Below are 25,638 nucleotides of genomic sequence, written 5' to 3' on the forward strand. Positions count from 1 at the left end.
ATCTAAATGAACATGTATCCAGGCATTGCCCTGCTGTATGACAATCGGCTGCTGCGCACGGAGCTGGAATGCGAACAGTTTGAGCAGGCCCTGGAAGGCCTGGCTGGGGATACGGAGGACGCTGTGATTCAGCAGATCTTCAAGGTGTTCGATGATGATACCGAACAGGAGGAGATTATGTTCGGTCTTGTTCATTTTCTGGAGAGCTACCAAATGGAGATGTACCTGACCCAGCTGCTGGAATCGCTGCCGGAGCTGCTGGAGACAGGCCGTAATTGGGCGATTATTCTGATCCAGAGAATACTGGGCGATGATATCTACCGCAAGGAATTTGCCGACATCGCCGCCGGCATGCCCCTGCGGATCAAGAGATGCCTGGCGTTCCTGCTGGAAGAAATCAAGGAAGACAATCCGCGGCTGTTCGAGCGCAGAGCCAATTATATTCTATATAGATTGAACTTGGAAAATTAAAAAGGGGTGAAGTGACGGAGGGGAAGTTTGGAACTGGAGGAGCGACAGCGTCCGCCTTTGTCTGTGGATTTCAACCGCGAAGAGCGGAATAAAATCAAGAAATCTGCAGACAACAGCGGCCGGAAGTCCAAACATTCACCGCAGTTACGATAATAACCCAAAATAGAAAGATCTTAAGTTCAAACTATATAGGGAAATTATAATAAGCGCAGCAAAACTCCTTTCCCAGGATACTTCACTTTGCATGGGCAGGGGCTGCAGAAGCCTATTATTGTTCAAAATCGAGATTGACCGGCGCAAGCGGCAGGGTATCTTCCCCGCCTTCATCTGTCGTGGGCGTCTTGGCATCTACGACTTCGAAGCGGAACTGATCGACCCAGGCCTTGCCGGAGCCGTTCAGCAGGACCCCGAAAGCTATCGCATGGCTGTCCTGCGGAATATCCAGAATGACGTTGTATTGATTCCATTCTTTGGAACCTTTAATTGGCCTATGCGCCATATTATCAAATTTCAGCATTTCCCCGTTCGCGGCATCGACTCTCATCCATAAGCCGGCCCATCCGAAGATATCCCCTGCTTTGACAAAAGCAGACAGCTTCAACCTCTGCCCGCGGTAGGCTTCCGAGCTGAAAATTTGCATGAGTGTAACAAATCCGTTTTCGCTTGCATTACCGGATTGCAGCAACGCCGATGCCTTGCCCATATGCACTTCTGACTTGTCCACCTTAACATCATAGCCTCCGCCGTTCATGCCGGTTATGGTCCAGCCCTGCAATGCCTTTTCTGTACTCATCCTGATCTCTCCTTTATTAAGTTCTCTCGAATAGGTCCGGTATTGCCCGGGGGTGAGTCTGTATGCTTTTTTGAAAGCGCGGGAGAAGGCCTCTTGAGATTGAAAATGGTACTCCAAGGCGATATCGAGAATACGCTTATTGCTGTAGATCAGTTCCCCTGCCGCTTTCGCAAGTCTTCTCCGCCTTACGTAATCAGCCAAGGTTTGCCCTACTACCGCATAGAAAATCCGGTAGAAATGGTGGGAAGAAAATTTACTGTGCACCGATACTTCCCTTAGGGTAATCCGCTCTGTGAGGTTCCTCTCAATATAATCCAGTGAGCTTCTCACCGTTTTGAAGTGCATTTTATCGCTCATTGGCGTTCCCTCCTCTGTTCCAAAAATAACATAGCAGCCAAACGGATATTTGATCTTTTATCTCATAAATCGGCTGTTCTATACAGAAAGGGAAATACAGTGGTATAGTGTAAACTGGCTAAAAATTAAACCAAACCCGTATTGTAAACAAACGAAGGTGAATCTAATGAACAAGCTCTTATTTCATAATATACCGCTGGGCGCTACCGGCGAACGGATTCCCCAGGCGGCAATCGCCTCAGCCCGGACCAGCCGCGAGATGGTGAAGCCGGAGGACGGCGATGCGGCTTATTTCCGTTTGCTGGAGGAAGGCGGAATTCTGCTGAATCAGCCGCAGATCGCCGCAGTGCGGCATTACCAGGGTCCGCTGCTGACGCTGGCCGGGGCAGGCTCCGGCAAAACCTCGGTTCTGATCTGCAGAACCGGTTATTTGCTGTCGGTGCGCGGCATATCCCCCAGCCGCCTACTGCTGTTGACCTTCTCCAGCAAGGCGGCAGCGGAAATGCGCGAACGCATTGCAGTGCTGCCGGGCGTGAGCGAAAGCGACGCAGCGCGCCTGCAGGCCCGCACGTTCCACTCCTTTTTCCTCTATTTCTTGAGGCGTCAGGGTCTGCGGCAGGACATCTTCCATGAGACACGCCGCCAGCACATTTTGCTGAAGCAGATCATGCGCGAGCTGGGGCTGCCAAAGGATGCTTATCCGCCGGAAACCCTGCTTGCCCTGCTCTCTTCCTGCAAGATGAATATGGGTGAGCCGGAGAACCTGCCGGAAACTACAACCGCCGAGCAGGAAATGAAGGCCGTCCTGGCCCTGTATGAACAGTGGAAACGGGATAATCACAAAATTGATTTCGACGATGTGCTGCTGATTGCCTACAGGATGCTGCGGGAGCAGCCGGCGCTACTGCAGGAATTGCAGAATAAATTTCAATATGTAATGGTTGATGAGTTTCAGGATACGAATGCGCTGCAATATGAACTCGTCAAAATGATCGCCCATCCGCAGCATAATCTGATGGTCGTCGGGGATGATGACCAGACGATATACTCCTTTAACGGAGCGCGCAGCGAGTTCATTCTTGAATTCGAGAAGCTTTATCCGGGCGCAAAGGTTATTACGCTGGATATCAATTACCGTTCCGGTCCGGCGATTGTCGGGCTGGGTAACGGAATCATCCGGCATAATACGCGGCGGCGCTCCAAAACGCTGCAAGCGGCCAAAAATGGCGGCAGCCCGCCACGGTACCTGCGCCCGCAGACGGCGGACGAGGAAGCCGAGCAAATTGTGGAGCATATTGTAAGCCAGGTTGACGGTCATTCCCGGGAATACCGCGATTTTGCACTGCTGTACCGGGCATCGAGCAGCAACCGGGCGATTCTGGAGCTGCTGCTGCTGCGTGATATTCCCTACATCGATTACGGCGAAGGCCAGCTGCTCTACGAGCATTGGCTGATTTCCCCCGTGCTGGACCACCTGCGGCTGTCCGTGAACCGCCGGAACTTTGCTGCGATGGAGAATATTCTGCCGACCCTCTACATGAACCGCGAAAAGGGCATGGACCATATCCGCCGGATGGAGGCCATCCAGCCGAAGCAGGGGCCGCTGATCCATCTGCTATCAATGCCCGGCATGGAGGATTTCAAAGGGACCAAGCTGCGGGAACGGCTGGAGCTGATCCGGGGGCTGGGCAGCGTAACTCCAGTACAGGCTATCCGCCAGATCCGCATTAACTTCTACGATTACTTCATTGAAGCCAACGAGCGTCATCAGGCTACACTGCACCGGGAAACGCTAAAGGAAATGCTGGACGAGCTGGAAATCTCGGCGGAACGGTTCGATAACATCACCGTCTTCCTTGATTTTATCGATAACATTACCGAGCGAAATGAGCTAAGCCGCCAGACCGGTCTGAAAGAGCAAGGCAACCGAATTGCACTCATGACCATCCACAAATCCAAAGGGCTGGAATTCCCGGTAGTCTTCCTGATCGGAGCCTCTGAGGGGATTCTTCCCCACAGTTCCGCGCTGGAGGGTGACCGGCTGAAGGACCGGAAGACAGCAAAATCGACAGTAGGCAGTCCCCTGAAGGCTGGGCCGGAGTCCGGCATTGCGGCGCTGGAAGAAGAACGCAGACTGGCCTATGTTGCTGTCACGAGAGCCCGGGAAGAGTTGTTCATCAGCTCGCCGGCAAGGCATCGGGGCAAAAAAGCCGAGGTCTCCCGCTTCATGCTGTCCGCCTTCCGCTCTGCCGTAGCTTCTTCTGCGCCTGCTGTATCGGGACTAAGAAGCGGGTATACCAGAACAGAGCACAACTCCACCAGAACGTCAGCGGCAAGAACCCATACCGTTGCCGTCTGGAAATGCACCGGTGCAAATTGCCCGGGCTGGACCCGGATGAAAGCCGGCGGAGCCGAGGATCACTTATCCTCCAAGCCCTGCCCGCTCTGCAGCTCCCCTATGGAACAAAGCACACGGGTAGTTCCCGTATAACAGATATTTCGCAAAAAAAAGCCCCTTCAGGCAGCTTTGGCTGGAATCATGAAACCATGAGTTCCCTGCACTGCTGCCGGAGGGGCTATTAATGTCTTCTTATACTTGAGCCGGAGTCTCCGCCGGTTCTTCAACTTCTTCATGTACTGTTTTGATCTGAATCATTACTGTGCTCGGATCCGTCAGCACCTCAATGCCCTTCTGGAAGATCAGATCGGAGACAGCCAACTGGTCGCCAATTTCCAGACCGCTGATATCTACTTCCATGGTAGAAGGCAGATCGCCCGGCATGCAGCGAACTTCTACTTCATAGATTTCTACCTGAAGTACACCGCCAGCTTTGACACCAGCAGCTTCACCTGCAAAATGGATCGTTACCTTGCTGTCCATGCTGATCGACATATTCACATGCTGAAAATCGATGTGCTGCACTTTTCCTGAAATGGAATCCTTCTGGATATGTTGAACAACTACCGGAACCACCGTATCGTCGGACAATTTCCCTTGCAGGATTGCCCGCGGGTTGGTTCTAATCACGTTCAACAGCTCTTTCTCTCCCACTTCAAGGCTTAGAGTATCTTTACCAATACCATACAGCACAGCCGGGATCCGTCCTTGCTTTCTTGCGACGTTCAAGTTGGACTGTGTTTCTTCCGTACGATTGTTCAATAGAATAAATTTACTCATTTTTGTTTTCCCGCTCTCTTCGACCATAAATTCTTGTCATTAAAAGCATAACACGACCATAGAATCTAGTCAATTTTCACCCATTTATTGCTCATACTCCAAAAAGGGGTCGGGAAGTTCAATTCTGTATGCTTCGGCATCGCTGACGCCCACTGACAATACCGCCCGGCCCTGCTCACCCCGTACCAGTCCGCCGCTAAAGATCACGTCCTGAAGATCCGGGCGTTTGCCGGGACCGATCGGAAAATCACTCCTGGCGGCAATAATTTTAATCGGTGTAGTTTCAAACGTACCGGGATTAAGCGAGAAGACCATGGAGTAGTAATGCTTTTTTCCTAAGCGGTCAAAACAGGCGATATGTCCCAGAACGCCTACATGACCGTTCTTCAATAAATGCGCTTCATTCGCCCCGCCCCACTCCTCGGGAACAAACTGATCTTGAAATATTTCTGCTTCCAGAAAGGTCTGCTCATTCAATTCCTCCAGCGAATCGATAATCGTGAAGCCGATCATCCCTCTTCCGCCCTTCTCTCCTTGCGGCCGAGTGAATACACCGATCCGGCCATCCTGAAGCTCTATCAGCCGGATATCCTTCATCATTGCCGGCCCGGACGAGAAGTGGCGCATGGAATCAATGCGGTACCCTCGGTAGAACTGCGTAACCCACGAGACGATTTTCTGCGGGTCATCCCCTGCGGTAATCACTTCAACCCCGCCCACAATCAGTTCTCCCTTGATGTGGGTTACACAGGGGTCCTGCAGATTATAGGTATGTGTATGCGCACGGGGTATCCAGACGCCATCGCGGAGTGTAAAAAAGAAGACTTGAGAGAACTCACTGTCCCGTTCCTCAACTCTTCCCAGAATCACTTCCTCCCCGTCATGTACAAACGGGGCTGTTATATTGTATACATCTCGTTTCCCAACACCGGAAAAAACCAGTTTCTCCACGCTCACATGACGGAGCCTAGCATAAAAGGTGTCCAGCAGTTCGTTACAGGTTGCCGTCTTGAACGGTCTCCTTGTCATTGCCTTCCTCCTCATATTCATTTGCTTTATCTATCGCCCAATCGTTCTCATCCGCTTCCATCCGGATCAATTCACCGGGCTGGATATTGAAATAGGTACAGAGCTTCAGCAGCAAATCCCGGGGATACTGCACCATCTCGTCTTTGTACATCCGCCGGACGGAATCGAAATGGTAGTTAATCTCTTTAGCAAGCTTGCGGATGGATAATTTGGGGTCATGTTTCTCCATAACCTCACTTAATTTACTGCGTATAACCGGCATTCCTTCACCTCCTACATCACTATATCTGGAGAACAGAGGAGAGTCAATAAATTGACAAGAAAAAATGGTCATGTTATAGTGGGAGCAGGAAATAAATTGAAGAAGACAAATTTTATACCAATTCCCATTCCAGAAAATAAAGAACTCTTTATTTTCTTTTTTTTATTCATAAAATTTTAGGAGGCTCTTTATGTTGAATCATGACAGCAACAACCGAAACATTGTTTTTCTATCTACAAGCCTGCCTAGAGAATGCGGAATTGCTACGTTTACCCAGGATTTATTAGATCAATTTACCGGGCTTCAGGGTTTCAATGCGCCTCGGGTCATTGCCATGAACAACAATGAAACTTACCAGTACAGCGACCAAGTCATGAGGGAAATTAACCAAGATAAGTTGTCTGACTATATAGAGGCCGCCGATGAGCTTAACAAATCAGACGCCCATTTGCTCGTTATCCAGCATGAATTCGGCATCTACGGCGGAGAAAGCGGAGAATATCTGCTGTCATTGATCGAAAGGCTCGAATTGCCGTATGTAGCTATTTTTCATACCGTATTAAGAGAACCTACAGCCAAGCAGCACCTTATTATCAGCCGGATTGCAAAGGGAAGTGTCAAGGTAGTAACGATGGCCCAATCCACCCTACACGATCTGACCTCCATCTATAATATCGAGGATTCGAAGATCGCCTGTATCCATCACGGTGTACCTTATGTAAAAACAGCCCCTAGAGCGGAGCTTAAAGTGCAGTATGGTTTCGGAGAACGCAAAATCCTCTCTACCTTCGGCTTTTTAAGTCCCGGCAAGGGGATTGAATATGCCATTCAGGCCATGCGCGGAGTGGTGAAGCAGCATCCGGATGCGCTATATATTATCTGGGGCAAAACCCATCCGGTGGTCAAGCTGGAAACGGGTGAAGTGTACCGGCAAAAACTGACGGACCTCGTCAGCGAATTCGGTCTGTCCGATAATGTGCTCTTTGTCGATAAGCTGTTGACCCAGGAAGAAGTTATTGAGTCGCTGGTGATGTCCGATATCTACTTGACCCCCTATCTCGGCAAGGATCAAGCCGTAAGCGGCACGCTTGCCTATGGCGTTGGTTATGGAAGAGTAATTGTCTCCACCCCTTACCGCTATGCCGAAGAAATGCTTGCCGAAGGCAGAGGCCTGCTGGCAAAATTCCGTGATTCAGCTTCGCTGGAAGACTGCATCCTGGAACTGCTGGATGATCCGGCCAAAGTGGAGGCCATGGAGAAACAGACCCAGGAGCTGGGCCAAACGATGATGTGGAATGAAGTCGCTAAATCCTACGCTGCGATTTTTCAGGAAAAAATTTCGCAAGCGAGCCTGGCAGACCGGAGTGTGATTTGATGCAAACCTCCGTTGCTGTAACGTTCAAGGCGGATTACATGCGCAGAATAACCGATGATACGGGGATTTTCCAGCATACCAAGTTTGGCGTCCCCGACCGTTCGAAGGGCTATACGACCGATGACAACGCCCGGGCTTTAATTGCAGCCGTTCTGTTGTATAACAAGGATCAGGATTCCGGCTCGCTCGACCTGATCCACACGTATCTCTCCTTCATTCATCACGCACAAAATGAGCAGGGCAACTTCCGGAACTTCATGGATTATAGCCGTTCATTTCTCGAGGACAGCGGCTCCGAGGATTGCCAGGGGCGTACACTTTGGGCGCTAGGCTTCGCACTCTCCTATTCGTCAATTCTGCCCGACAACCTGCTGAATACCTGCCGTTATCTGATCAATCAGGCGCTGCCGCATATAGAAAAGCTTGGTTCGCCCCGTGCCGTAGCTTATGCCGTCGTAGGCCTCAGTTATCTGATCAAAACGCCCGGCGCGTTAACCTACTCCTTTCCCTATCCCCATACGCCAAGCACGGCAGAGGAAAAGGCATTTCTGTCCAAAGACTTCATCACCGGCCTGATTGAGCGCATCGCTGTCCGGCTGCATAATCAGTATAACCGCACCAAGGGAGACGGCTGGAACTGGTACGAAGACAGCCTTACGTACGGAAATTCCATGCTTCCCTGGGCGCTGCTGAGGGCTTTCAAGCTGTCCGGAAATGCTGCGCTTAAACATACAGCCAAAGAAAGCCTTGATTTCCTTGCTTCACGGACTTTTGCCCGGGAGGGCTATTACAAGCCCATCGGCAGCCACGGCTGGCTGCTGCGCGGCGGAGAGCCGGCTCTCTACGACGAGCAGCCAATTGAAGCCTGCGAAATGCTGCTGACCTGCCGGGAAGCTGCCTCCGTGCTTCAGGACCCGTCTTATCTGCAGCAGGCTGACTTATGCTATGCATGGTACACAGGGCATAATTCCTTAAATCTGCCGCTGATTGATCCTCAATCCGGGGCTTGCTATGACGGCATCCACAGCAGCGGGCTGAATCTGAATCAAGGCTCGGAAAGCATCATTTCCTTCTCGATCGCCCATCTGGTGACCCATCATGGATAAATACGCGACCATCCTTGCCGGCGGAGGGGGCACCCGGTTCTGGCCGCTGTCCAGACAGGAAATTCCCAAGCAGCTGCTCAATATCAGCGGCAATGACATTATGCTCAACGATACGATTGAACGCTTCAAGGGCATTATTCCCCAGGAGAACACCGTCATCGTGACAAACCGCACCCAGGCCGTGCTGCTGGAGAGCATTATGCACAGTAGCGTGCAGAAGAGCAATATTCTGATTGAACCCGTGGCCCGCAATACCTCCGCCAGTATCCTGTTCGCTGCGTTCTCTATACAGCATATGGCCCAAGAGGATTCCTTGATGGTCGTCCTGCCCTCCGATCACTATATCACTGATGAACCGCAGTTCCGGCTTACGCTGGATGAAGCCTGTACGGTAGCCATGGAAAGTGACCGGATTGTCACGATCGGCATCAAGCCCACCTTTCCTTCTACAGGCTATGGTTACATCGCCTATGACAAAGAACCCATTTCAGCAAGTCCGGTAGCGGTCTATGATGTGGCTGAATTTGTGGAGAAGCCGAATTTCCAGAAAGCCCAGGGTTATCTCGCGTCAGGCAATTATTTATGGAACAGCGGGATTTTCATCTGGAAGACATCCGTAATCCTTGATAATTTCAAACGTTACCTGCCCCGGCTGTACAACACTATGCTGCCGATCAGCGAGGCGCTTGGCACAGATCAGGAAGCGGAGACGATTAACCGCATTTATCCCCTGCTTCAAAATATTTCGATTGATTACGGAATCCTGGAGCGTTCTGACGAGGTCGTTGTCCTGTCCGGCCAATTCGGATGGAATGATATCGGCAGTTGGGATGCGCTCGGCGCCATCTTCCCTCCGGATGAGTCCGGCAACATTATTAAAGCCAATCATATAGGCATTGATACCCGCAATTCGATCATTTACGGAAACGGGCGGCTGATTACCACGATAGGTGTAGAGGGATTTATCATTGCCGATACCGGGGATGCGGTCCTCATCTGCCCCAAGGACAAAGCACAATCCGTCAAGGACATCGTCGATCTGCTCAAGGAAAAGGGCATGACTGCATATATCTAAATTCCGCAAAAATGTAAGATTGGCTGTGGCTTCCGGCTTATTTATTTCAAAAAAAAGTGACTGTTGCTATTAGAGCAACGGTCACTTTTTCACGAATTCATTTATATATGTTCGGGATTCCCGCAATTAGGTCCACGCCCACAGGAAGCCGTCACGGTCCCAGGCAATCCTTCCGGCATGCAGCTTGCGGAAAGCCTTCTTCACATCCTTGGACAGCGAAGCATTTCCGTTCTCGTTCACAAATACAAATTGCTCGCCAAAATTCGCCTTCACATATTCAATCGCAGCGGTCTGGTACAAAGTTCCGGTAAATTGGATCTCCTTGACCATCCACTCCGCAACCTCTTGCGCAGTAACTCCCATCAGGTGTTGCCCCTTTCGATCATCCTCAATTTCAATGTTCCCCCATTATAGCATAAATAGCGCCGAATCCTGGAAACGTCCGCATCAGGTGTAAGTGCCCAGATGAAACTTAAATTACTTCACTGCGTCAGTATTTATAGAAAACAAGATTCCAAATCCTCTGGAGGAACAAAGATGAACAGAGCATACAAAGAGCTATTTCTGAACACGGTATATTTTTCACTTGGGATTAGTGCTGTCTTTGCATTCATAACAGCCTCTGTAATCGGCCATTCTCCGCTGGGGTTCTCCTGGGGGTTTAATTTCCTCGGTATTTTTCTGTTTATATATTTTTATAATCTGATCATGAGTGTATTAAACTTCGCACTGTCCCTTTTCTGCAAATCCTTAGTCATGCGGCTTGTTCTGTTTAATATTGTGGGGCTGCTGTTGACTGCATTGCCTGCCTATCATTTTCATGAGTGGTTCCTGCTCAGCCTGTATGCTTCATTTATTGTCCTGTCGGCCCATTCCATATGGAGCCAAAGAACGGCTGACCGCCCGTAACCCCGCCTATTCGTCATTACTATAGAAGATCAAACAACCGCCCGGAGAACCGGGCGGTTGTTTGACGATTCAATATGAAGGAAATAGCTACCGCTTCCGCACTGCCACGCTAACCACACCGTAGCGATACAGCATCTTACGCCCGAACCAGTTGAACAACCGGTCGGTGAAAAACCCCATAAACCCAAGGCAGAACAGCCCAACAAAAATCCAGTCCGTGCGGAAAAACAGCCGCGAATTCCAGATCAGATAGCCTACGCCTTCGTTCGAAGCGATCATTTCAGCACCGATAATCGCCATATAGGAGGTTCCCATCGCCAGACGCACGCCGGTAAAAATATACGGAGTCGTAGCCGGAACGATAACATGCAGCAGAATTTGCCATTCACTTGCGCCCATGCTGCGTGCCGAACGGATTTTATCCTCTTCCACAGACACCACCCCGGTCAGCGTATTCAACACCACAATAAAAAATGTCGCGTACATGATCAGCGCGATCTTCGATTGCTCTCCGATGCCGAACCAGACCAGAAACAGCGTAATGAAGGCGATCGGCGGAATAAAACGGATAAAATTCAGAAACGGCTCCGCAAAAATACGGATCACATGAACTTTGCCGATTACAAGTCCTACAGGGATGGCAATCAGACTGCCCAGCACCCAGCCGACCAGCACCCGGTAGAAGCTGATGCCGATATATTTCATCAAGGTACCGTCACTAATCAGCTCCCGGCCGCCTTTAAGTGTAGCCCACGGTCCGGGGATCACATCAGGTCCATAGAGCACTGCACCCAATTGCCAGATCGCCAGTGCGGCCAACCACAGCAAAGTGACGGAGACCCATTTTTTCTCTATCCATTTCATCATGCTTCACACCCTATCCTATTCTTCGAAATGGCCTTGAATTTGGTTGTACAGCGAGTAGAACTCCGGTGATGCCACATCTCGCGGATAGGAGAGCGTGTTGTCGTAAATATCCGTAATATTGGAGGATGGACCTACGGACATAATGCCGATCCGTTCACCGAGCAGCAGCGCCTCCTGAATATCATGGGTGACGAAAATAATGGTCTTGTGCGTTTCACGCCAAATATTGACCAGTTCCTTCTGCATCGTCCGCCGGGTCATCGCATCCAGCGCACCGAACGGCTCATCCATCAGCAGGATGGCAGGATCGTTCGCAAGCACACGTGCCAGCTGCACCCGCTGCTTCATGCCGCCCGAGAGCTCTTTGGGATACTTCTCCTCATGACCCTTCAATCCGACAAGCCCGATATAGCGGTCCGAAATTGTGCGCCGCTCCGGCTTCGGTGTCTTTTTCATCCGCAGCCCAAATTCCACATTCTCACGCACCGTCAGCCACGGGAACAAGGAGGAGTCTGCCTGCTGGAATACAACTGCGCGGTCCCGGCCGGGTCTATCCACTTCAACATTATCCACTCTGAGGTTTCCTCCGGATTTGGAGACAAACCCGGCAATCATATTCAGCAGCGTCGATTTCCCGCAGCCGCTCGGTCCGAGCAGAACAAAAAACTCCCCGCCTTTAATGACCAGATTCACATCTTTGATAATGTAATGGACGTCTCCGGCTGCAGGCTCGCTGTAGCTTTTGCGAAGCTGCTCGATATGAATGGCATTCTGCTTGGCAGTTAAGGCCATATGGACACCTCCTAAAAGTTTTGTATAGCATAGGGCTCCTCGGTCAGCCTTGGTCAGAACTGGCTTCGGAACCCGCTTCATAAGAGCATGTTATTTGCCGTAGGTTACTGCATCCGGCAAAGCCTTCTTCAGCGGCTCCAGATTCAGCTTGCTGTCCAGGTCAAAGTCCTGTGCGATGATACCCGTCTCGACCATGTATTTCTTCTGGCCTGCCAAGCTGTCATAGGCAGCCTGTGTAAAGCCAACCTCCCATGGGTTAACAGGCAGATCCTTCAGCGTATTTTCTCTCGGCTGCTTCACTTCCTCGTACATGAGATCCGCCACTTCATCTGGATGCTCCTGGGCATAGGCTGACGCTTCAGCAACAGCCGCCAGGAATCCTCCGATCACATCCGGCTTTGCCTCCAGAAGCTCATTGCCGGCCACAATTCCTGTACCCAGCCGCACTGGAGTTTTGGACATGTCAGTTAACTGATGCACACCTTCTAAGGCATTCAGCTTATCTTCCAATGCTGAACCGATGACCCAGGTGGCATCAATATCTCCTTGCTTCAGGGCAATAAAGGCTTCGTCAAAAGCCCCCTGCCCGGTAAGCTTCACATCACTTAACGCGATGCCCTGCTCCTTCAGGTATTCATCCCACAGATACGGTAGGAAGGTTCCGCGCAGGAAGCTAAGATTCTTGCCTTTCAGATCGGCGGCACTCTGGATCTCATCCCTCACGTACAGCTTCCACGCCGCCGCAGCCTGATCGGTAGCCAGACCGGCAGAAGCAATGATCGAATATCCGCCTTTGGAAACAGCGTTCAGCAGCGGGAAGTCAGCACCGTAGGATACATCCACCTGCTTGATGAAAAGAGCATTCACACCCTCTGCGGGGGTGCCAAAGTTGACAATTTCCGCGTCGATTCCATGATTTTTGAAGAAACCTATATTTAGAGCTACACGGAAGGTCGGATTGGAATTCGTGTCGGCAATCTTGATTTTCACGGTCTTCTCCTTGCTGCCGGATGATCCCTCAGACGCGGCGGCATCCCCCTTGGAACTGCAGCCTGACATAAGAATTACGAAAGATAAGGATAAGAGCAGAAAAACAGAACCATACCAGGATTTTTTCAAGGAAACACACCTCTTCATTTTGGAATTAATCTATCTCGCTCTCAGAACAGCGCTCTCATCAGCGGTAGCCACACAAGCAGCTCCTTCTACAAACGGCAGGGTTGTCGCTACACTTACTACAGAATCCGAGCCCTTCGGCGCTGCACCAGGCACTCTGAAGGTGGTCACATCTATTGGTTCAATCGCAATTTCCTTCGGCTTCTCCAATTGCGGCACCCATGCATACGGCACCCGGTAGGAACGGTAGACCATATTCGTGTTTCGGCGGTCGGTAAATGGCGAGACATACTCCCAGACCAGCTCATACTCCGGAGTAACCTCAAACAATCTGCCGTTCGATCCTTCAGTAATCAACGTGTTCCCATTGGCTAGCCGCTGGGCCGAGCTGATATAAGGACTGTAAAATTTATAGGAATCCGTCGGAACTGAGAATCCGGCCTCTGCCGAGGTGTATTGCCATACGACCTCTAACGTTACGGGATCAATCTCCAGGATACGGGAGTGGTCGCGCACCGCATTCTTCTGCCCGAAAGGTGATGCCGGATTCGGCAGACCGTAACCGCCCCAGCCGCCGTTGTCGAATACGAGAAGATTGCCTTCACCCGGCAGCCCTTTTGGAATAATGTGAGCGTGATGCTGGCCGATAATCCATCCGATATGCTTCACTTCAGGGAGAGAATAGTCCGGTCCGAGCCGCCAGACAATAGCACCTGTTTTCCTGTCCGTAATTGCGATGATGTTCGCTTCCCGGGCATCCCAGATGACGTTATCGGGGTGAAACCGTTCGTCTCCATTATCATAGAACTTGTTCAGCCCCACGTACGATGCAGAGTTGATATGCAGCCAGTCGCCTACGCCGCCGCCGAGATTACCGAAGGAACGCGTGTTAGGGTCGCGGAACAGGACATTACGGGCCGCTTCGTCAAAGCCCAGTTCAGCAAAGTGATCGCTGGCCTTCCACTCCCAGATGATTTTGCCTTCCCAGTCCACTTCAAGAATGGTGTCATCCAGCAGCTCTTTGTTGGAGATGATTTCGTTGTGCAGGTTCTTATGGGCGAGAATTAATGTCTTGCCGCTGCTTACCTTAGGCTCAAGCCCCGGAGCGTAATACCCGACCGGATTACCTTCCCGCTGGTAATCGTGGTGCTGGCGGGCATACCACAGCGGCTCATAGCCGGGATCTTCAATATGCTCATAGCTGTTGTACTTCCAGACGATATTGCCATCCCAATCGACCTGCACCAGATCCACATTATCCTGAATGCCAAACTTCGGATCTCTCCGGCCCGTGCTGCCTAGTACATAACCGCCGGGGAGGATTTTGGCCGGAAAGCCGAGCAGCCCCTGCCACAGATGAACCTCTTTGCCGTTCATGTCGATCAGCACTACACCTTCTTCACCCGCCTGAAATACCGTATAGCCGCTCCACGCCTTGGCCGGATTGTACACTGTTGCTCCTGTTGGATAAACTGTTGAATGTCCCATAATCATCTCTCCTTAAAGTTTTGTGTGTATTGGCTTCCTGAATCGGCTTCGAACAAAACTCGCTTCGGAAGCATTTGCTTAAGTTTTGTGTGTATACACTTCCTGAGTCACTTCGAACAAAACTCGCTTCGGAAGCATAGACATTATTTTCTCAGTAACTAAGATATTTGCTCTCTGTCACGGTTCTCCGCGGCTTCTGTTCAGGGCTGGCAGGAACGGGGGGCTCGGCATTCTGCTGCGCCAGCGCCAGCAGCGTATCCGAGAATCCCTCCAGATTGCTGATGATCCGTTCATAAAAGCGGCTCTGCAGCTCAAGCTCCTCCTCCGTGAAGCCCTCGAACAGAAGCGTGATACATCGGGCCCCGATGTTGCTGTTGCGCTCGGCCATTTCCCTGCCCTTGGCTGTAATATCGAGTAATACGGTTCTGCGGTCATCTTCCTTGCGCCTGCGCACTGTATACCCGCCGGCCTCCAGCTTATCGCTTAGTGCAGTAATCGCACCGGAGGTGAAATCGAGCTGCCCGGCCAGATCGCCAAGCCGCTGCTCACCCTCGCGGATGATTTTGTGCAGAATCAGCATACCCGGCAAGGTAATCCCCGCAACACTTACACGGTCACGCTCCTTCACAAACCTGCGTACCATTTTGCGGAACAGATAATCCGCCTCTTCCAGCTGCTCCCATTGTTCTTCCGTCATGCTCTCCCTACTTCCCTTCCATCAGCCAACAAAAAAAGACTCCCGGCACATCCTCCCATAGGGGAATCATGCGGGAGCCTTTGGCGGTCCAATCGGCTCAGGTAATTATTTCACTGTTCATTTAATGACTGGTGAATTATTGCAGTAATCATAAACCCCTTTAAACCAACCTGTCAAGTGTGGATTTAGAGAAAATAAAAAGCATCCCGCAGGATGCCCCGTATCTTCATCTTAAGTTAACCGGATCACATAAGTTATGAACTGGTAAGCATTATCCTTCAAAATGCCGGAAGAAGCGAGCAACTTCTTGCCGGAAGGGCTCCAGCGCAGCTGGTCGGCCACTTCAATGTCAGCCAGAACCGGTGTTTGTTCGCCCGTTTCCACTTCGGTAATAAATAAACCGTCCTGACCCGAAGCAGCGTTTCCGGCAGTCAGTGCATAAGCCAGCTTGCTGCCGTCCGGGGACCAGCTGGTTCCGAATATTTGCTGCGCCGAAGCTAGTGTTGACTGCTCATTGCCCTCCGTATCGCAGAGAACCAGGATCATTTCTCCCGGCTTGGTCCGTTTTACAATAGCCAGCCTGCTCCCGTCCGGTGAAGGAATAACCCACATGACACTTTTCTTCAGCAGTTTGGATTGCTTCGTTTCGGTATTGTAAGCGTTCAACTCCGCCTCTTCACCTGTGACGTAATAGATCAGGCTTCCCGACTGCACCACCTCATGAACATACGCCGCACCGGGTTTAACCACAATTTCTTGATCACCTTTCAGATCGGCTTTAAAAATATTGCCTTCCATATCGGGAAAAAGAATCTGCCCGTTATCAATCCATTTCCCCTCTTCGCTCCTGAACTGCGTATCGTCCACCTGTACGGATACTCCGGTCTCCAGATTCATAATGTAGCCAAAGCCGGTGAAATCCTCCAACTCTTTGTAGAGAAGATGCTTCTTGTCGGGAGACAGCAGGGCCGAGCCGTAATTCTTCTCCCCTCCCAGGAGCGGAGTATCTTCACCCGTGGAAAGGTTATGCAGATAGAGATTATGCGGATAACGTTTCTGGCCCTCAACCGTCTGCGCAGGAAGCTGGCGATTCTCCTTATCCACAACGAGGCTGTCTTCACTGACAAAATCCATTCCACGGACATTCTCCACCTTGTCAATGCCCTCCAGCTCCAGCTTCGTGTAGACCGATTCGCTGGTATTGTCCAGAACGGTGATCTTCTGGCCGGATTTCTCTATGACCTGCCGGGACTCCGTTGCTCCCGTATTGCAAGCCGCTGTGGACAACAGTACTGCCGTGCACACCAGAAGCAGCGCCGACTTACCTACCCTGCTCGGCTTGCCGCCTATCTTTGCAGCCATGATCGTTCCTCCTACAAGCTTAAGTTGCTCCAAGCATACCGGAAGAATATTTCCAAAACGCCTCCGGATGTTTCCAAATTGTAAATTAAGTGACCCTCGGAAAAGACAACTCAAATGCCGCCCCTTCCCCTTCTGTCTCCAGCAGGGCAATGGTTCCGTTCTGCTTCTCCACCAGATTGCGCACCAAGGATAGGCCCAGTCCAGTCCCGCCTGAGGCTCTGGAACGGTCACGGTTGACCGTGAAGAAGGGTTCAAAAATCTTGTCGCGGGCCTCGGGAGGAATCCCAATGCCGGAATCCTTGATGGTGATCCATACCCGCTGGTCCCGGACCTCGCTATGAAGATGAACGCTCCCTTGCGGAACATTATATTTGATCGCATTGTCGAGCAGATTGATAAAGATATGCATAAAGCTCTCCTTATCAATCCAGATATGGGCGGGCTCGGCATCCAGCGTAATCGTAATCCCGTAGCGCTCCGCCTTGCCGTTCATGCGTCCGCAAATATCCTCCAGGCCTTCAGCCACCTCCAGCAGTTCAGCCTGTGACTCAAAATCGTATTTCTCCAGCGCCGTCAGCTGCAGCACCTTCTCAACCATCTCATACAGCCGCTCAGTCTCTTTGGCAATATTGAGCTTGGCATCAAACAACAGCTTGGGATCATCGTCATACATATTCAGCAGGTCTACATAAGCTTTTATAGAGGTCAGCGGCGTCTTGAATTCATGACTGATATTGCCGATATACTGCTTCTGCTGCTGCTCCAGCGCCTGCAGCTTGGTGACGGCCAGCTGCAGCTTGCGTTGCTCCTCATCCTTTGCGGCAATGCTGCTCTCAATCTCGCGGCTCATGAAGTAAATGCCTTCAGCCAGCTCGCCCAGCTCATCCTTCCGCTTTACCGGTGGAGCAGAGATATATTCGGCGCGACGGATCGACTCTGCCGCCTTCTTAAGCCGCCCGATCGCCGCAGCGGCACGGTTGAAATACAGATAGCCGACGATGAAGCTGAGCACCAGCACGGCCGCACCGGTCGTCAGGAACAGGTTCTGTAAGGTTTGCTGGAAGCTTTGGGCGCTCTTCAGCGAATACTGCAGCTGCACAACACCCATCTGCTTCTCCGGTCCTTGCACAGGAGCCAGATAAAGCAGCTTGTCATCCGCTGCGTTCTGGTAGGCGATTTTATTCTGCAACGCATAGGCCAGCGCACCGGAGACATCCTGCCCTGCCGGGGCAGTCTCTCCTTGGACCGAGCTGCCAACGATCTGCCCCGCCGCATCGTAAAGTGTGACTTCCAGGCCGGTGAACCCGGCCAGCTCCACAGCCAGCGATCTGCCCCGCTGCTGCATGAATGCCTGCGGTTCGAGACGGGCACCCGTATAATACGTCTGCTTCACCCGCAAATTCACTGTTTTGACATGCTGGTCCAGGTAGTCTTCAGCCTGCAGCTGCTGGTTCCTGGCTACACCTTGCAGCACAAAATAGCTCAGCACACTTACAGCCAGAATGAGCAGTACGGCCAGGAACAGGCTGAATTTCAGCTTGATGCTGATCCTCATGGGTAACTCCCGGCAGGAATGGCTTTATATCCGACCCCATAGACGGTTTGCAGCACATTCTGGTACGGATCGCCCAGCTTTTTGCGCAGCCGCTGGATGTGGATGTCCACCGTACGTGTACCTCCGGCATAATCCATTTCCCATACCTGTTCCAGCAGCTCTTCGCGCATATAGACACGCTGCGGGTGGGACAGCAGGAGAAGCAGCAGATCAAATTCCTTTGGCGTCAGCTCAAGCTGCTGCCCGTCAAGCTCCGCGCTTCGCCGTCCGGGATACACGCGCAGCGCCCCATATTCGATAATCTCGCCTGGAGTCTCTCCGCCTTGTTTGTCCAGCCTGCGCAAGAGCGCCTTGACACGGGCCAGCAGCTCACGGATTTCGAACGGCTTGGTCATATAATCATCCGCGCCCAGCTCCAGGCCGACGATTTTATCAACGATATCATTTTTGACGGTCAACAGAATAATCCCGATGTCCTTCCGGTTCTCCAGCCTGCGGCATACATCGTATCCGCTCAGCTTCGGCATCATCACATCCAGCACCATGGCATTCGGCCGGAAGGTCAACACCTTGCCAAGCGCCTCTTCGCCGTCAGCGGCGGTGTCCACCTCGTAACCTTCACGGCGGAGCGCATAGGCAATCGCACTTACAATGCCCGGCTCGTCATCGACAACAAGCACTTTTTTAGCCATCTTCGGTTCACCTTCCCGCTTCCGGTTTAATTATTTCTTGGCCAATTGTTCTATTTGTAGTATACCTTTGTTCGCCTGTTTGACCAAAATCCTTGCCTGCTTCCAAAAAAACGAACCCGCTTGCCAATTTAAACGTAGTATTCGTCAGGAGCCTAATTTTTAGGTTATCTTAAACCAGACTTAAGCTTAGCCTCAGCTTCACCGTTTACAATAAGCTTAAGCTAAAGTTCTAATTGCCGTAACCTACGCCCCTTGATTGATATAACATTACACTTAAAGTGAGGATGACACTGATGAATATAAAACATATGAACATGAACATTAAACGCATGAACATTAAACGGGTGATGATTGTCGGAACAATGATTGTGGCCATGTCCTTCGGAGGAACCACTTGGGGCAAGCCTGCAGCAGCTGCAGCCGCCGCTCCGGTCGCCAAATGGTCCACTTCTACCAATGTGGATGACAAAGATGAATTACTGGAGGCACTGAATCAATCCTCCGACGAGAAGTTGTACGAGGCACTCTATGACGGGAAGTCCTTACATGATATCGCTGTAGAGAACGGCGGGAATATTGACAGCGTTATTCACCTGCAGGTAGCCCAGTTAACACAGCAGCTTGATGCCAGACTGGCAAGCGGAAGCATTACTTCGGAGCAATATACCGCTCAGAAATCCGAACTCAGCGAGCTTGTGGCTCAAAGCGTTCTTACCTCATTCGATTAACGGAACTACATAACAATCGCAAGTGGAAACGGCTTCGCCGTCCTCAAAAGGGCGGTATCCGTTTCAGCGAGAAATAGAAGGATAATTTATAGCGTGCAGCATATAAATTCTTATATTTGAACAAAGAAAAAGTGGCATTCCAACTTCGTTAAGTAGGAATGCCACTTTTTCTTATGCCGCTAAGGAAACTGACGGGTTATTGAGTCTTTTTCGATTCAATATCCAGAGGCACCTGCTTCTCCCGGGTAATATCCAGAATATCCAAGAAGAAGACGAAGATCGGAATGCCGAGAATAAGTCCCCATACGCCGATATAATGCTCGGAGAACAGCAGCACGATAAAGGTGTAGAACATCGGCAGGTTCATTTTGGAAGACATCAGCTTCGGATTGAGGAAATAGCCTTCGACAAAATGCAGTACTGCAATCATCGCCAGCACATAGATCGTCATTTCCAGCCCACCGATGCTATAGCCGATAATGCAGAGCGGAATCAGGGAGATGACAAAGCCGACAACCGGGATCAGGCTGAGCATGAAGATCATGATCGACAGCGCGAAGAGGTACGGGAAACCAAGAATCCACAGCCCGATGACCGTGAAGAAAGTATTGAACAATGCTATCAGAATTTGGGCTTCAATGACTTTGCCGAAGGAGGAGATGAATTTTTTGCCGAAATACTCCAGCTCCACATAGAACCAGGAAATCTTGCTCTCTCTCAGGCGGGAGGTAAAACTGACAATCCGGTTCTTCTCCAGGATGAAAACAAAGCTCAGAATGGTTGACAATACGAAGGTTGTGCCCCAATTGCTGATCTTGAGCACATAATCAATGCCGCTCTTCATATAGGACTCATAGTTCAAATCCTTCAGCATGTTGAATAAATACTGCATAATCTCATTCTGCGGAATATCTTCAGAGGTTAAGGTGCTGAGAAAATTGGTTAATTGCTTAATTTGCTCAAAAACCTTGGGCAGATATTTGACGAGGGCCATCACGATCATGCTGATTAAAGCGAGATATAAGATGATAATAATAACCTTACTGTTCACCTTAACAAATCTACTGGTCCGCTTGGTCAGCAATACCTGAAAGCTGTTCATTACATAAGCAATCAAAAACGTCAGCAGCACCAAATTCAGCATGTCTCGAATACTGTACAGCAACAGTGCGATCAGCGCCAGAATCAAAAACCGCCGGGCTGTTAAATTCGCGTAGTAACGCTTGAACACTTCCATTGTTCCTCTCCATTCGCTTGCAATTAGGACTTTTATTTATAGTCTACAGTAATGAAATCACTTATAGCAACTTGGAGGGCCCCTAAATTACGCGGAAATACAAACTTTATGTCAACTTATCAGAGCCGAGCCTGTATTATGCTATAATGTGGAAAATAATCGCTAAATATGCAGAATTATTTCTGCCACTGGAGGTCTTTATCTTATGGGAAAAATCATTTGCATTACCGGAGCCTCATCCGGAATTGGCCTGGCCTCGGCTTTGAAGTTCGCGCGTGAAGGCTGGATCGTCTACGCTGGTACACGAAACCCCGCACGCGATCAGGAACAGTACCGTGGAGAGAGCAATCTTCATTTTGTAGAGCTGGAGGTTACGAAGCCGGAATCGGTTCAGGCTGTGATCGAGCGGATTGATCAGGAGCAGGGCCAACTTGATGTGTTGTTTGCTAATGCGGGCTTTGGCTATCTCCGGGCGCTTGGACAAGCACCGCTGGAGGACATTCAAAAGGTATTTGACACTAACGTATATGGCGTCATGCATACGATTCGGGCCGCACTGCCGCTGTTGCGCCGCACCGGATATGGACATATTGTAGCCACTTCAAGCGTCGGCGGACTGGTTGGCCAGCCGATGAACGAGATCTACTGCGCCAGCAAGTTCGCAGTGGAAGGCTTGCTGGAAAGTCTGGCTACCTACTACAAGCCGCAGTTCAATATTGATGTCACGCTGCTTGAGCCGGGAGCCATCGCTACTGAATTCAACAAGACCGTGCTCGGTCATGTAGCCGACACCGGAGGAATTCTGGAGGACGAATATAAGCCGGTTCTTGATGCCTATACCGCGACATTCCTGCAGCGGAACGTGGTGCCGCAGACCGCTGTTTCTGTAGCGGACGTCATGTGGGACCTGGTGCATATGGAAACCAAGCCGCTGCGGATCCGCACCTCGGAACAGGCGGAAGCCTTCGTCTCCCGCAAGATAAGCACAGACCCTACCGGACTCGAAGGTATGCTCAACACCCGCAAGATCCAGCTCAATCTATAAACGGCTTGAAAGAGGAGCTGGCTCTAAACTGCGTTTCCGGTCTTCAAGTCTCACCGGCAGTTTCAGCCAGCTCCTTCTCTATCAGCTCCCCGTTGCTCCGGTGGAATTTGGCCATATTACGCGGGAACGCGCAGCCTTCGATCAGGCGTTCCATATCTTCCTGCTTGCCTTCGGCTACAGCTGTCCGCAGATTATGAATATAAGCGAGACCTGCGGTTTGGCGCCGCGAGATTTCGGGCAGACTGTCGGCCGCTTCCCCATGTCCGGGAACCAGCAGCGTGATGGCATGATTGGCAAGGATCAGCTCCAGTTTGCCCAGCGTCTGCTCGTAGGAACGGCTGTTGTCATAAATATAGGGGAACTCCACGTCCGACAAATAGTCTCCGGCAATGAACAGTCCGAGCGGTTCAACCAAGGTAAACAGTCCATCATCCGTATGCCCCGGCGCAACATAGCAAGTCAGCACCATATCTCCGAATACTAGCGTTTGCCCATCCTGTTCTATGATATGATCCACCGCCGGATAATTTGTCTCGTAAGGCCTTCTCAGATAGTAATTGTCATCAAAGGTCCGGAGATCCTCGATAATCGCCTTCCGCTCTTCTTCGCTTTTGCCTGCAAATGCTCTGCTGGCGATAACTTCGGCCTCCTTGAAAGCCCCATACCCGATAATATGATCATAATCAGAGTGCGTGAATAACAGCAGCAGCCGTCTGCCGGAAAGGGTATTCTCTACATACTGCCGGATTTCCTCCACTTCACGCGGCAGCCAGCATGGATCCACCACCAGCACACAGTCTGCAGTCTCCACTACAAGCGAATTGGTCTCATAGAGATCACTCTGAAATAGTGTAACGCCTGCGCTTTTCGATTTTAACACTGATTCCCCTCCTAGCCCGGATCAACGTTTCTATTTCACACCAGCAAAATTCTTATGTCTACCTTATAAGTTCACATATAAATTCTAATATTTCAATAAAAAAAGATTGCCCCGGCAGAGCGCCAGGCACAATCTTCTCTGATGTCGATAGAACTTTATAAATGCCTTGTACCCCGTTTACCGCTGGATCGGCTCGATCCGGTATACTCCGGCCTCAGCCTGTCCTGAAATAATATGCCATCCGAAGGAGAGCACCGCTTCCAGACGGCTTTTCTCAGCGTCCGTCAGAGCCACCTCCACCGCTTCCTTGCCTTCCTCCAGCTCCAGCTGCCCCTCTTTGCCGAGGGCTACAGCAATCCAGCTGCGGATCCCGCGAATGGTATTGTACTTGATCTGGTAGCCATCCGTTACCGCGCGGCGGTACTCCTCCGGCTGCTCCGCAGCGAATGCTGCCAATTGCTGATAGTCAAAATGGAATTCACTCTCGTCCACCGGCAGCTCTCCCCCGGAGGTTATTCCGAGCAGTTGCCCGCTCTCCCACCCCAAGGACCGCAGCGATTCCAGCAGCAGCGCATCCCATTGCGATAATTTAACTTTGCCCGATGTTTCTGTCATTGTATGACCTCCCTCCAGTAATAACACCATTAACTCAGCCTATCCTTATTTCAAATCATAGCACAGCTGTCCTTTATTCCGCGAAGTCGTAGGCCACAAAGTGGCCTGGGCTCACTTCCTGCAGCTTGACGGCTTCGCCCTCGCCGCGCGAGACAGAGAAGCCGTCGAGATGAATTCTCTGATTCACCTTCATTGGGTCTGTCTCCAGAATGGAAGACAGCAACGCTTTCGTATACGGATGAATTGGGTTGTCGTACAGCTCATCGCTCTCCGCAACCTCTACAAGGCGTCCGCCGTACATGACGCCGATCCGGTCGGAAATATGCCGGACCATTGACAGATCATGGGCGATGAAGAGATACGTCAGTCCGAATTCGGACTGCAAATCCTCCAGCATATTGACGACTTGAGCTTGGACGGAGACGTCGAGCGCCGAAATCGGCTCGTCACAGACGACAAATTCAGGGCGCACGGAAAGCGCTCTGGCGATGGAAATCCGCTGGCGCTGGCCGCCGCTGAACTCATGAGGGAAGCGGTACAGATGCTCTCTCTTGAGTCCTACCTTCTCCAGCAGGGAAGCCACCGCTTCTTTGCGCTCTTCCCCCTGGTGCACGCCATGGATTTTCATCGGCTCACTGATTAACTCCAGCACATTCAGACTGGGATTCAACGAGGAATACGGATCCTGAAAAATCGACTGAATCCGTCTGCGGAAAGGCTTCAGCTGCTTCTCGCTAAGAGAGCCGAGCGACTGGCCGTCAAATGACACCTCACCGCCTGTATAATCGTATAGCCGGAGCAGGCAGCGTCCTACCGTCGACTTTCCGCTGCCCGATTCTCCGACCAGTCCGAAGGTTTCGCCCCGGCGGATTTGGAAGCTGACGCCGTCGACTGCTTTCAGCACGGCGGTGTCCCGTCCGCGCATATCTTTGCCTTTGGAGAAATGCTTCTTGAGATTGTTCACATCCACCAGCACATCGCTTTTACTCACAGGGCTTCCCCTCCTTCCGCACGAACTGCAGCAGCTTCTGGCGCGCCTTCGGCCAGCCAGCACATTGAGCGGTGGCCCGGAGACAGCTCGGTTACCGGAGGCCGCTCGCTGCAGCGGGCAAAGGCATGCGGGCAGCGTTCCATAAACGGGCAGCCCGGCGGCGGATCCAGCAGATCCGGCGGCGTACCCTCAATCGGAATAAGCCGCTCGCGCGAGCCGCCGCCACGTTTCGGAATCGAGCGCAGCAGGCCCTGGGTATAGGGATGCTGGGGGCGGTAGAAGATATCCTGGACCGTCCCCTCCTCCATAATAAGCCCGCCGTACATCACGATTACCCGGGTGCAGACCTGCGCCACCACACCGAGATCATGGGTGATTAGCGCGACAGCGGTCTCCGATCTTCCCTTCAGCTCTTTAAACAGGTCAAGAATCTGCGCCTGGATCGTTGCATCCAGCGCGGTTGTCGGCTCGTCGGCAATCAGCAGCTCCGGCTGGCAGGAGAGCGCCATGGCGATCATCACCCGCTGCCGCATTCCTCCGCTGAATTCATGCGGATACTGCTTCAGCCGCTGCTCCGGATCACGAATGCCCACTTGGCGCAGCATGTCCGCCGCTTCGGCATAAGCCGCTTCTTTATTCAATCCGCGGTGTCTGCGGATCACTTCCGTTAATTGCTGCCCGATTCGCTTGACCGGATTCAGCGAGGTCATCGGGTCCTGAAAGACCATGGCGATCCGGTTGCCGCGCAGCTTGCGCCACTGCTTCTCCGAGAGCCCGTTCAGACTCTCGCCGCGGAACTCAATATTTCCGGCGGTGATGCGGCCCGGAGACGTAATCAAGGACATAATCGCCTTGGCCGTGACACTTTTACCACTGCCGGATTCCCCGACGATTCCCACAGTTTCACCGGCATCTATATGAAAGCTGACTCCCCGGACCGCCTGGTTCTCCCCATCGCGGGTAGAGAACGATACTTGCAAATCCTCAACAGACAGCAGCCTCTGCGTCATGATGTCTT

At 51.5% G+C, this 25,638-nt stretch carries 27 protein-coding genes; 9 read left to right on the forward strand and 18 right to left on the reverse strand.

Features of this window, described 5'->3' with window-relative positions; genetic code table 11:
• The first annotated feature begins 6 nt into the window (after positions 1 to 6).
• Entirely contained in the window at positions 7 to 471 is a 465-nt protein-coding gene (locus ACQ76X_RS10110; protein WP_438493443.1) for an Imm30 family immunity protein, read from the forward strand.
• A gap of 27 nt (positions 472 to 498) precedes the next feature.
• The gene (locus ACQ76X_RS10115; protein WP_438493445.1) at positions 499 to 624 is read left to right on the forward strand and encodes a hypothetical protein; all 126 of its coding nucleotides are present in this window, start codon (positions 499 to 501) and stop codon (positions 622 to 624) included.
• A 115-nt stretch (positions 625 to 739) separates the two neighbouring features.
• Here ACQ76X_RS10115 and ACQ76X_RS10120 read toward each other — a convergent pair whose 3' ends face one another.
• Complete coding sequence (locus ACQ76X_RS10120; protein ID WP_438493446.1) at positions 740 to 1,621, reverse strand: helix-turn-helix transcriptional regulator; 882 nt, start codon at positions 1,619 to 1,621, stop codon at positions 740 to 742.
• 166 nt (positions 1,622 to 1,787) lie between these two features.
• On the opposite strand from ACQ76X_RS10120, the gene ACQ76X_RS10125 reads away from it, so the two are divergent.
• Positions 1,788 to 4,112: a UvrD-helicase domain-containing protein gene (locus tag ACQ76X_RS10125; RefSeq protein ID WP_438493448.1), complete on the forward strand. Its 2,325-nt coding sequence runs from the start codon at positions 1,788 to 1,790 to the stop codon at positions 4,110 to 4,112.
• A 99-nt stretch (positions 4,113 to 4,211) separates the two neighbouring features.
• Here the strand turns inward: ACQ76X_RS10125 and ACQ76X_RS10130 are convergent, their stop codons facing one another.
• The 3 genes from ACQ76X_RS10130 to ACQ76X_RS10140 form a co-directional block, all read right to left on the reverse strand.
• A complete protein-coding gene (locus tag ACQ76X_RS10130; protein WP_340895329.1) occupies positions 4,212 to 4,799 on the reverse strand; it encodes a 50S ribosomal protein L25 in 588 nt (195 codons plus the stop codon).
• An 84-nt stretch (positions 4,800 to 4,883) separates the two neighbouring features.
• Positions 4,884 to 5,828, reverse strand: coding sequence for a DUF1861 family protein (locus ACQ76X_RS10135; RefSeq protein ID WP_438493450.1), 945 nt, complete (start codon positions 5,826 to 5,828; stop codon positions 4,884 to 4,886).
• The gene (locus ACQ76X_RS10140; RefSeq protein WP_052091753.1) at positions 5,794 to 6,090 is read right to left on the reverse strand and encodes a helix-turn-helix domain-containing protein; all 297 of its coding nucleotides are present in this window, start codon (positions 6,088 to 6,090) and stop codon (positions 5,794 to 5,796) included. Before ACQ76X_RS10140 ends, ACQ76X_RS10135 begins: the two co-directional genes overlap by 35 nt.
• 190 nt (positions 6,091 to 6,280) lie before the next feature.
• On the opposite strand from ACQ76X_RS10140, the gene ACQ76X_RS10145 reads away from it, so the two are divergent.
• The 3 genes from ACQ76X_RS10145 to ACQ76X_RS10155 are packed head-to-tail and all read left to right on the forward strand — an operon-like array spanning position 6,281 to position 9,646.
• Positions 6,281 to 7,465 (forward strand): glycosyltransferase family 4 protein, encoded by a 1,185-nt coding sequence (locus ACQ76X_RS10145; RefSeq protein ID WP_438493452.1) that lies wholly within the window; start codon positions 6,281 to 6,283, stop codon positions 7,463 to 7,465.
• Positions 7,465 to 8,571 (forward strand): glycosyltransferase, encoded by a 1,107-nt coding sequence (locus ACQ76X_RS10150; protein WP_438493454.1) that lies wholly within the window; start codon positions 7,465 to 7,467, stop codon positions 8,569 to 8,571. Before ACQ76X_RS10145 ends, ACQ76X_RS10150 begins: the two co-directional genes overlap by 1 nt.
• On the forward strand, positions 8,564 to 9,646 hold the full coding sequence (locus tag ACQ76X_RS10155; protein ID WP_438493455.1) for a mannose-1-phosphate guanylyltransferase: 1,083 nt from the start codon (positions 8,564 to 8,566) through the stop codon (positions 9,644 to 9,646). Before ACQ76X_RS10150 ends, ACQ76X_RS10155 begins: the two co-directional genes overlap by 8 nt.
• A gap of 126 nt (positions 9,647 to 9,772) precedes the next feature.
• On the opposite strand, the gene ACQ76X_RS10160 is transcribed toward ACQ76X_RS10155, so the two are convergent.
• Positions 9,773 to 10,009, reverse strand: coding sequence for a DUF6953 family protein (locus ACQ76X_RS10160; RefSeq protein WP_438493457.1), 237 nt, complete (start codon positions 10,007 to 10,009; stop codon positions 9,773 to 9,775).
• 174 nt (positions 10,010 to 10,183) lie between these two features.
• Between ACQ76X_RS10160 and ACQ76X_RS10165 the strand changes: the two genes are divergently transcribed.
• Positions 10,184 to 10,555, forward strand: a complete 372-nt coding sequence (locus ACQ76X_RS10165; protein WP_438493459.1) for a hypothetical protein — start codon at positions 10,184 to 10,186, stop codon at positions 10,553 to 10,555.
• Between the two features lie 87 nt (positions 10,556 to 10,642).
• Here ACQ76X_RS10165 and ACQ76X_RS10170 read toward each other — a convergent pair whose 3' ends face one another.
• The 8 genes from ACQ76X_RS10170 to ACQ76X_RS10205 form a co-directional block, all read right to left on the reverse strand.
• Entirely contained in the window at positions 10,643 to 11,419 is a 777-nt protein-coding gene (locus ACQ76X_RS10170) for an ABC transporter permease (protein ID WP_438493540.1), read from the reverse strand.
• Between the two features lie 18 nt (positions 11,420 to 11,437).
• On the reverse strand, positions 11,438 to 12,214 hold the full coding sequence (locus tag ACQ76X_RS10175; protein ID WP_438493461.1) for an ABC transporter ATP-binding protein: 777 nt from the start codon (positions 12,212 to 12,214) through the stop codon (positions 11,438 to 11,440).
• 90 nt (positions 12,215 to 12,304) lie between these two features.
• Entirely contained in the window at positions 12,305 to 13,333 is a 1,029-nt protein-coding gene (locus ACQ76X_RS10180; RefSeq protein ID WP_438493462.1) for an ABC transporter substrate-binding protein, read from the reverse strand.
• Between the two features lie 30 nt (positions 13,334 to 13,363).
• On the reverse strand, positions 13,364 to 14,818 hold the full coding sequence (locus ACQ76X_RS10185; RefSeq protein ID WP_438493464.1) for an aryl-sulfate sulfotransferase: 1,455 nt from the start codon (positions 14,816 to 14,818) through the stop codon (positions 13,364 to 13,366).
• 151 nt (positions 14,819 to 14,969) lie between these two features.
• A complete protein-coding gene (locus tag ACQ76X_RS10190) occupies positions 14,970 to 15,515 on the reverse strand; it encodes a MarR family winged helix-turn-helix transcriptional regulator (RefSeq protein WP_438493466.1) in 546 nt (181 codons plus the stop codon).
• Between the two features lie 231 nt (positions 15,516 to 15,746).
• Positions 15,747 to 16,877 carry a hypothetical protein gene (locus tag ACQ76X_RS10195; RefSeq protein ID WP_438493468.1) on the reverse strand — a complete coding sequence of 377 codons (1,131 nt, stop codon included), beginning with the start codon at positions 16,875 to 16,877 and terminating at the stop codon, positions 15,747 to 15,749.
• Positions 16,878 to 16,962: 85 nt separating this feature from the next.
• Positions 16,963 to 18,432 (reverse strand): sensor histidine kinase, encoded by a 1,470-nt coding sequence (locus ACQ76X_RS10200; RefSeq protein ID WP_438493470.1) that lies wholly within the window; start codon positions 18,430 to 18,432, stop codon positions 16,963 to 16,965.
• Positions 18,429 to 19,124, reverse strand: a complete 696-nt coding sequence (locus ACQ76X_RS10205; protein WP_438493471.1) for a response regulator transcription factor — start codon at positions 19,122 to 19,124, stop codon at positions 18,429 to 18,431. The genes ACQ76X_RS10200 and ACQ76X_RS10205 overlap by 4 nt, the downstream gene beginning before the upstream one ends.
• Positions 19,125 to 19,417: 293 nt before the next feature.
• Here ACQ76X_RS10205 and ACQ76X_RS10210 point away from each other — a divergent pair, with 293 nt between their 5' ends.
• On the forward strand, positions 19,418 to 19,852 hold the full coding sequence (locus ACQ76X_RS10210) for a hypothetical protein (RefSeq protein WP_438493473.1): 435 nt from the start codon (positions 19,418 to 19,420) through the stop codon (positions 19,850 to 19,852).
• Between the two features lie 196 nt (positions 19,853 to 20,048).
• On the opposite strand, the gene ACQ76X_RS10215 is transcribed toward ACQ76X_RS10210, so the two are convergent.
• A complete protein-coding gene (locus ACQ76X_RS10215; protein WP_438493475.1) occupies positions 20,049 to 21,089 on the reverse strand; it encodes an AI-2E family transporter in 1,041 nt (346 codons plus the stop codon).
• 205 nt (positions 21,090 to 21,294) lie between these two features.
• Between ACQ76X_RS10215 and ACQ76X_RS10220 the strand changes: the two genes are divergently transcribed.
• Entirely contained in the window at positions 21,295 to 22,134 is an 840-nt protein-coding gene (locus ACQ76X_RS10220) for an SDR family oxidoreductase (RefSeq protein ID WP_438493477.1), read from the forward strand.
• A gap of 43 nt (positions 22,135 to 22,177) precedes the next feature.
• Here ACQ76X_RS10220 and ACQ76X_RS10225 read toward each other — a convergent pair whose 3' ends face one another.
• The 4 genes from ACQ76X_RS10225 to ACQ76X_RS10240 form a co-directional block, all read right to left on the reverse strand.
• The gene (locus ACQ76X_RS10225) at positions 22,178 to 23,014 is read right to left on the reverse strand and encodes an MBL fold metallo-hydrolase (protein WP_438493478.1); all 837 of its coding nucleotides are present in this window, start codon (positions 23,012 to 23,014) and stop codon (positions 22,178 to 22,180) included.
• A 177-nt stretch (positions 23,015 to 23,191) separates the two neighbouring features.
• Entirely contained in the window at positions 23,192 to 23,629 is a 438-nt protein-coding gene (locus ACQ76X_RS10230; protein WP_438493480.1) for a hypothetical protein, read from the reverse strand.
• Between the two features lie 73 nt (positions 23,630 to 23,702).
• Entirely contained in the window at positions 23,703 to 24,620 is a 918-nt protein-coding gene (locus ACQ76X_RS10235; protein WP_438493482.1) for an ABC transporter ATP-binding protein, read from the reverse strand.
• Positions 24,617 to 25,630 carry an ABC transporter ATP-binding protein gene (locus ACQ76X_RS10240; RefSeq protein WP_438493484.1) on the reverse strand — a complete coding sequence of 338 codons (1,014 nt, stop codon included), beginning with the start codon at positions 25,628 to 25,630 and terminating at the stop codon, positions 24,617 to 24,619. The genes ACQ76X_RS10235 and ACQ76X_RS10240 overlap by 4 nt, the downstream gene beginning before the upstream one ends.
• Positions 25,631 to 25,638: the final 8 nt, after the last annotated feature.

Origin of the sequence: Paenibacillus sp. IHBB 3054 (genome assembly GCF_051594305.1) — a bacterium.
Classification (GTDB): domain Bacteria; phylum Bacillota; class Bacilli; order Paenibacillales; family Paenibacillaceae; genus Paenibacillus_AQ.

Coding starts and splice junctions, on each gene's coding strand:
- ACQ76X_RS10165 (WP_438493459.1), top strand. CDS start 10,184: ATGAACAGAGCATACAAAGAGCTATTTCTGAACACGGTATATTTTTCA.
- ACQ76X_RS10220 (WP_438493477.1), top strand. CDS start 21,295: ATGGGAAAAATCATTTGCATTACCGGAGCCTCATCCGGAATTGGCCTG.
- ACQ76X_RS10130 (WP_340895329.1), bottom strand. CDS start 4,799: ATGAGTAAATTTATTCTATTGAACAATCGTACGGAAGAAACACAGTCC.
- ACQ76X_RS10170 (WP_438493540.1), bottom strand. CDS start 11,419: ATGAAATGGATAGAGAAAAAATGGGTCTCCGTCACTTTGCTGTGGTTG.
- ACQ76X_RS10200 (WP_438493470.1), bottom strand. CDS start 18,432: ATGAGGATCAGCATCAAGCTGAAATTCAGCCTGTTCCTGGCCGTACTG.
- ACQ76X_RS10195 (WP_438493468.1), bottom strand. CDS start 16,877: ATGGCTGCAAAGATAGGCGGCAAGCCGAGCAGGGTAGGTAAGTCGGCG.
- ACQ76X_RS10110 (WP_438493443.1), top strand. CDS start 7: ATGAACATGTATCCAGGCATTGCCCTGCTGTATGACAATCGGCTGCTG.
- ACQ76X_RS10205 (WP_438493471.1), bottom strand. CDS start 19,124: ATGGCTAAAAAAGTGCTTGTTGTCGATGACGAGCCGGGCATTGTAAGT.
- ACQ76X_RS10215 (WP_438493475.1), bottom strand. CDS start 21,089: ATGGAAGTGTTCAAGCGTTACTACGCGAATTTAACAGCCCGGCGGTTT.
- ACQ76X_RS10145 (WP_438493452.1), top strand. CDS start 6,281: ATGTTGAATCATGACAGCAACAACCGAAACATTGTTTTTCTATCTACA.
- ACQ76X_RS10175 (WP_438493461.1), bottom strand. CDS start 12,214: ATGGCCTTAACTGCCAAGCAGAATGCCATTCATATCGAGCAGCTTCGC.
- ACQ76X_RS10240 (WP_438493484.1), bottom strand. CDS start 25,630: ATGACGCAGAGGCTGCTGTCTGTTGAGGATTTGCAAGTATCGTTCTCT.
- ACQ76X_RS10190 (WP_438493466.1), bottom strand. CDS start 15,515: ATGACGGAAGAACAATGGGAGCAGCTGGAAGAGGCGGATTATCTGTTC.
- ACQ76X_RS10160 (WP_438493457.1), bottom strand. CDS start 10,009: ATGGGAGTTACTGCGCAAGAGGTTGCGGAGTGGATGGTCAAGGAGATC.
- ACQ76X_RS10185 (WP_438493464.1), bottom strand. CDS start 14,818: ATGGGACATTCAACAGTTTATCCAACAGGAGCAACAGTGTACAATCCG.
- ACQ76X_RS10230 (WP_438493480.1), bottom strand. CDS start 23,629: ATGACAGAAACATCGGGCAAAGTTAAATTATCGCAATGGGATGCGCTG.
- ACQ76X_RS10150 (WP_438493454.1), top strand. CDS start 7,465: ATGCAAACCTCCGTTGCTGTAACGTTCAAGGCGGATTACATGCGCAGA.
- ACQ76X_RS10135 (WP_438493450.1), bottom strand. CDS start 5,828: ATGACAAGGAGACCGTTCAAGACGGCAACCTGTAACGAACTGCTGGAC.
- ACQ76X_RS10210 (WP_438493473.1), top strand. CDS start 19,418: ATGAATATAAAACATATGAACATGAACATTAAACGCATGAACATTAAA.
- ACQ76X_RS10120 (WP_438493446.1), bottom strand. CDS start 1,621: ATGAGCGATAAAATGCACTTCAAAACGGTGAGAAGCTCACTGGATTAT.
- ACQ76X_RS10140 (WP_052091753.1), bottom strand. CDS start 6,090: ATGCCGGTTATACGCAGTAAATTAAGTGAGGTTATGGAGAAACATGAC.
- ACQ76X_RS10155 (WP_438493455.1), top strand. CDS start 8,564: ATGGATAAATACGCGACCATCCTTGCCGGCGGAGGGGGCACCCGGTTC.
- ACQ76X_RS10125 (WP_438493448.1), top strand. CDS start 1,788: ATGAACAAGCTCTTATTTCATAATATACCGCTGGGCGCTACCGGCGAA.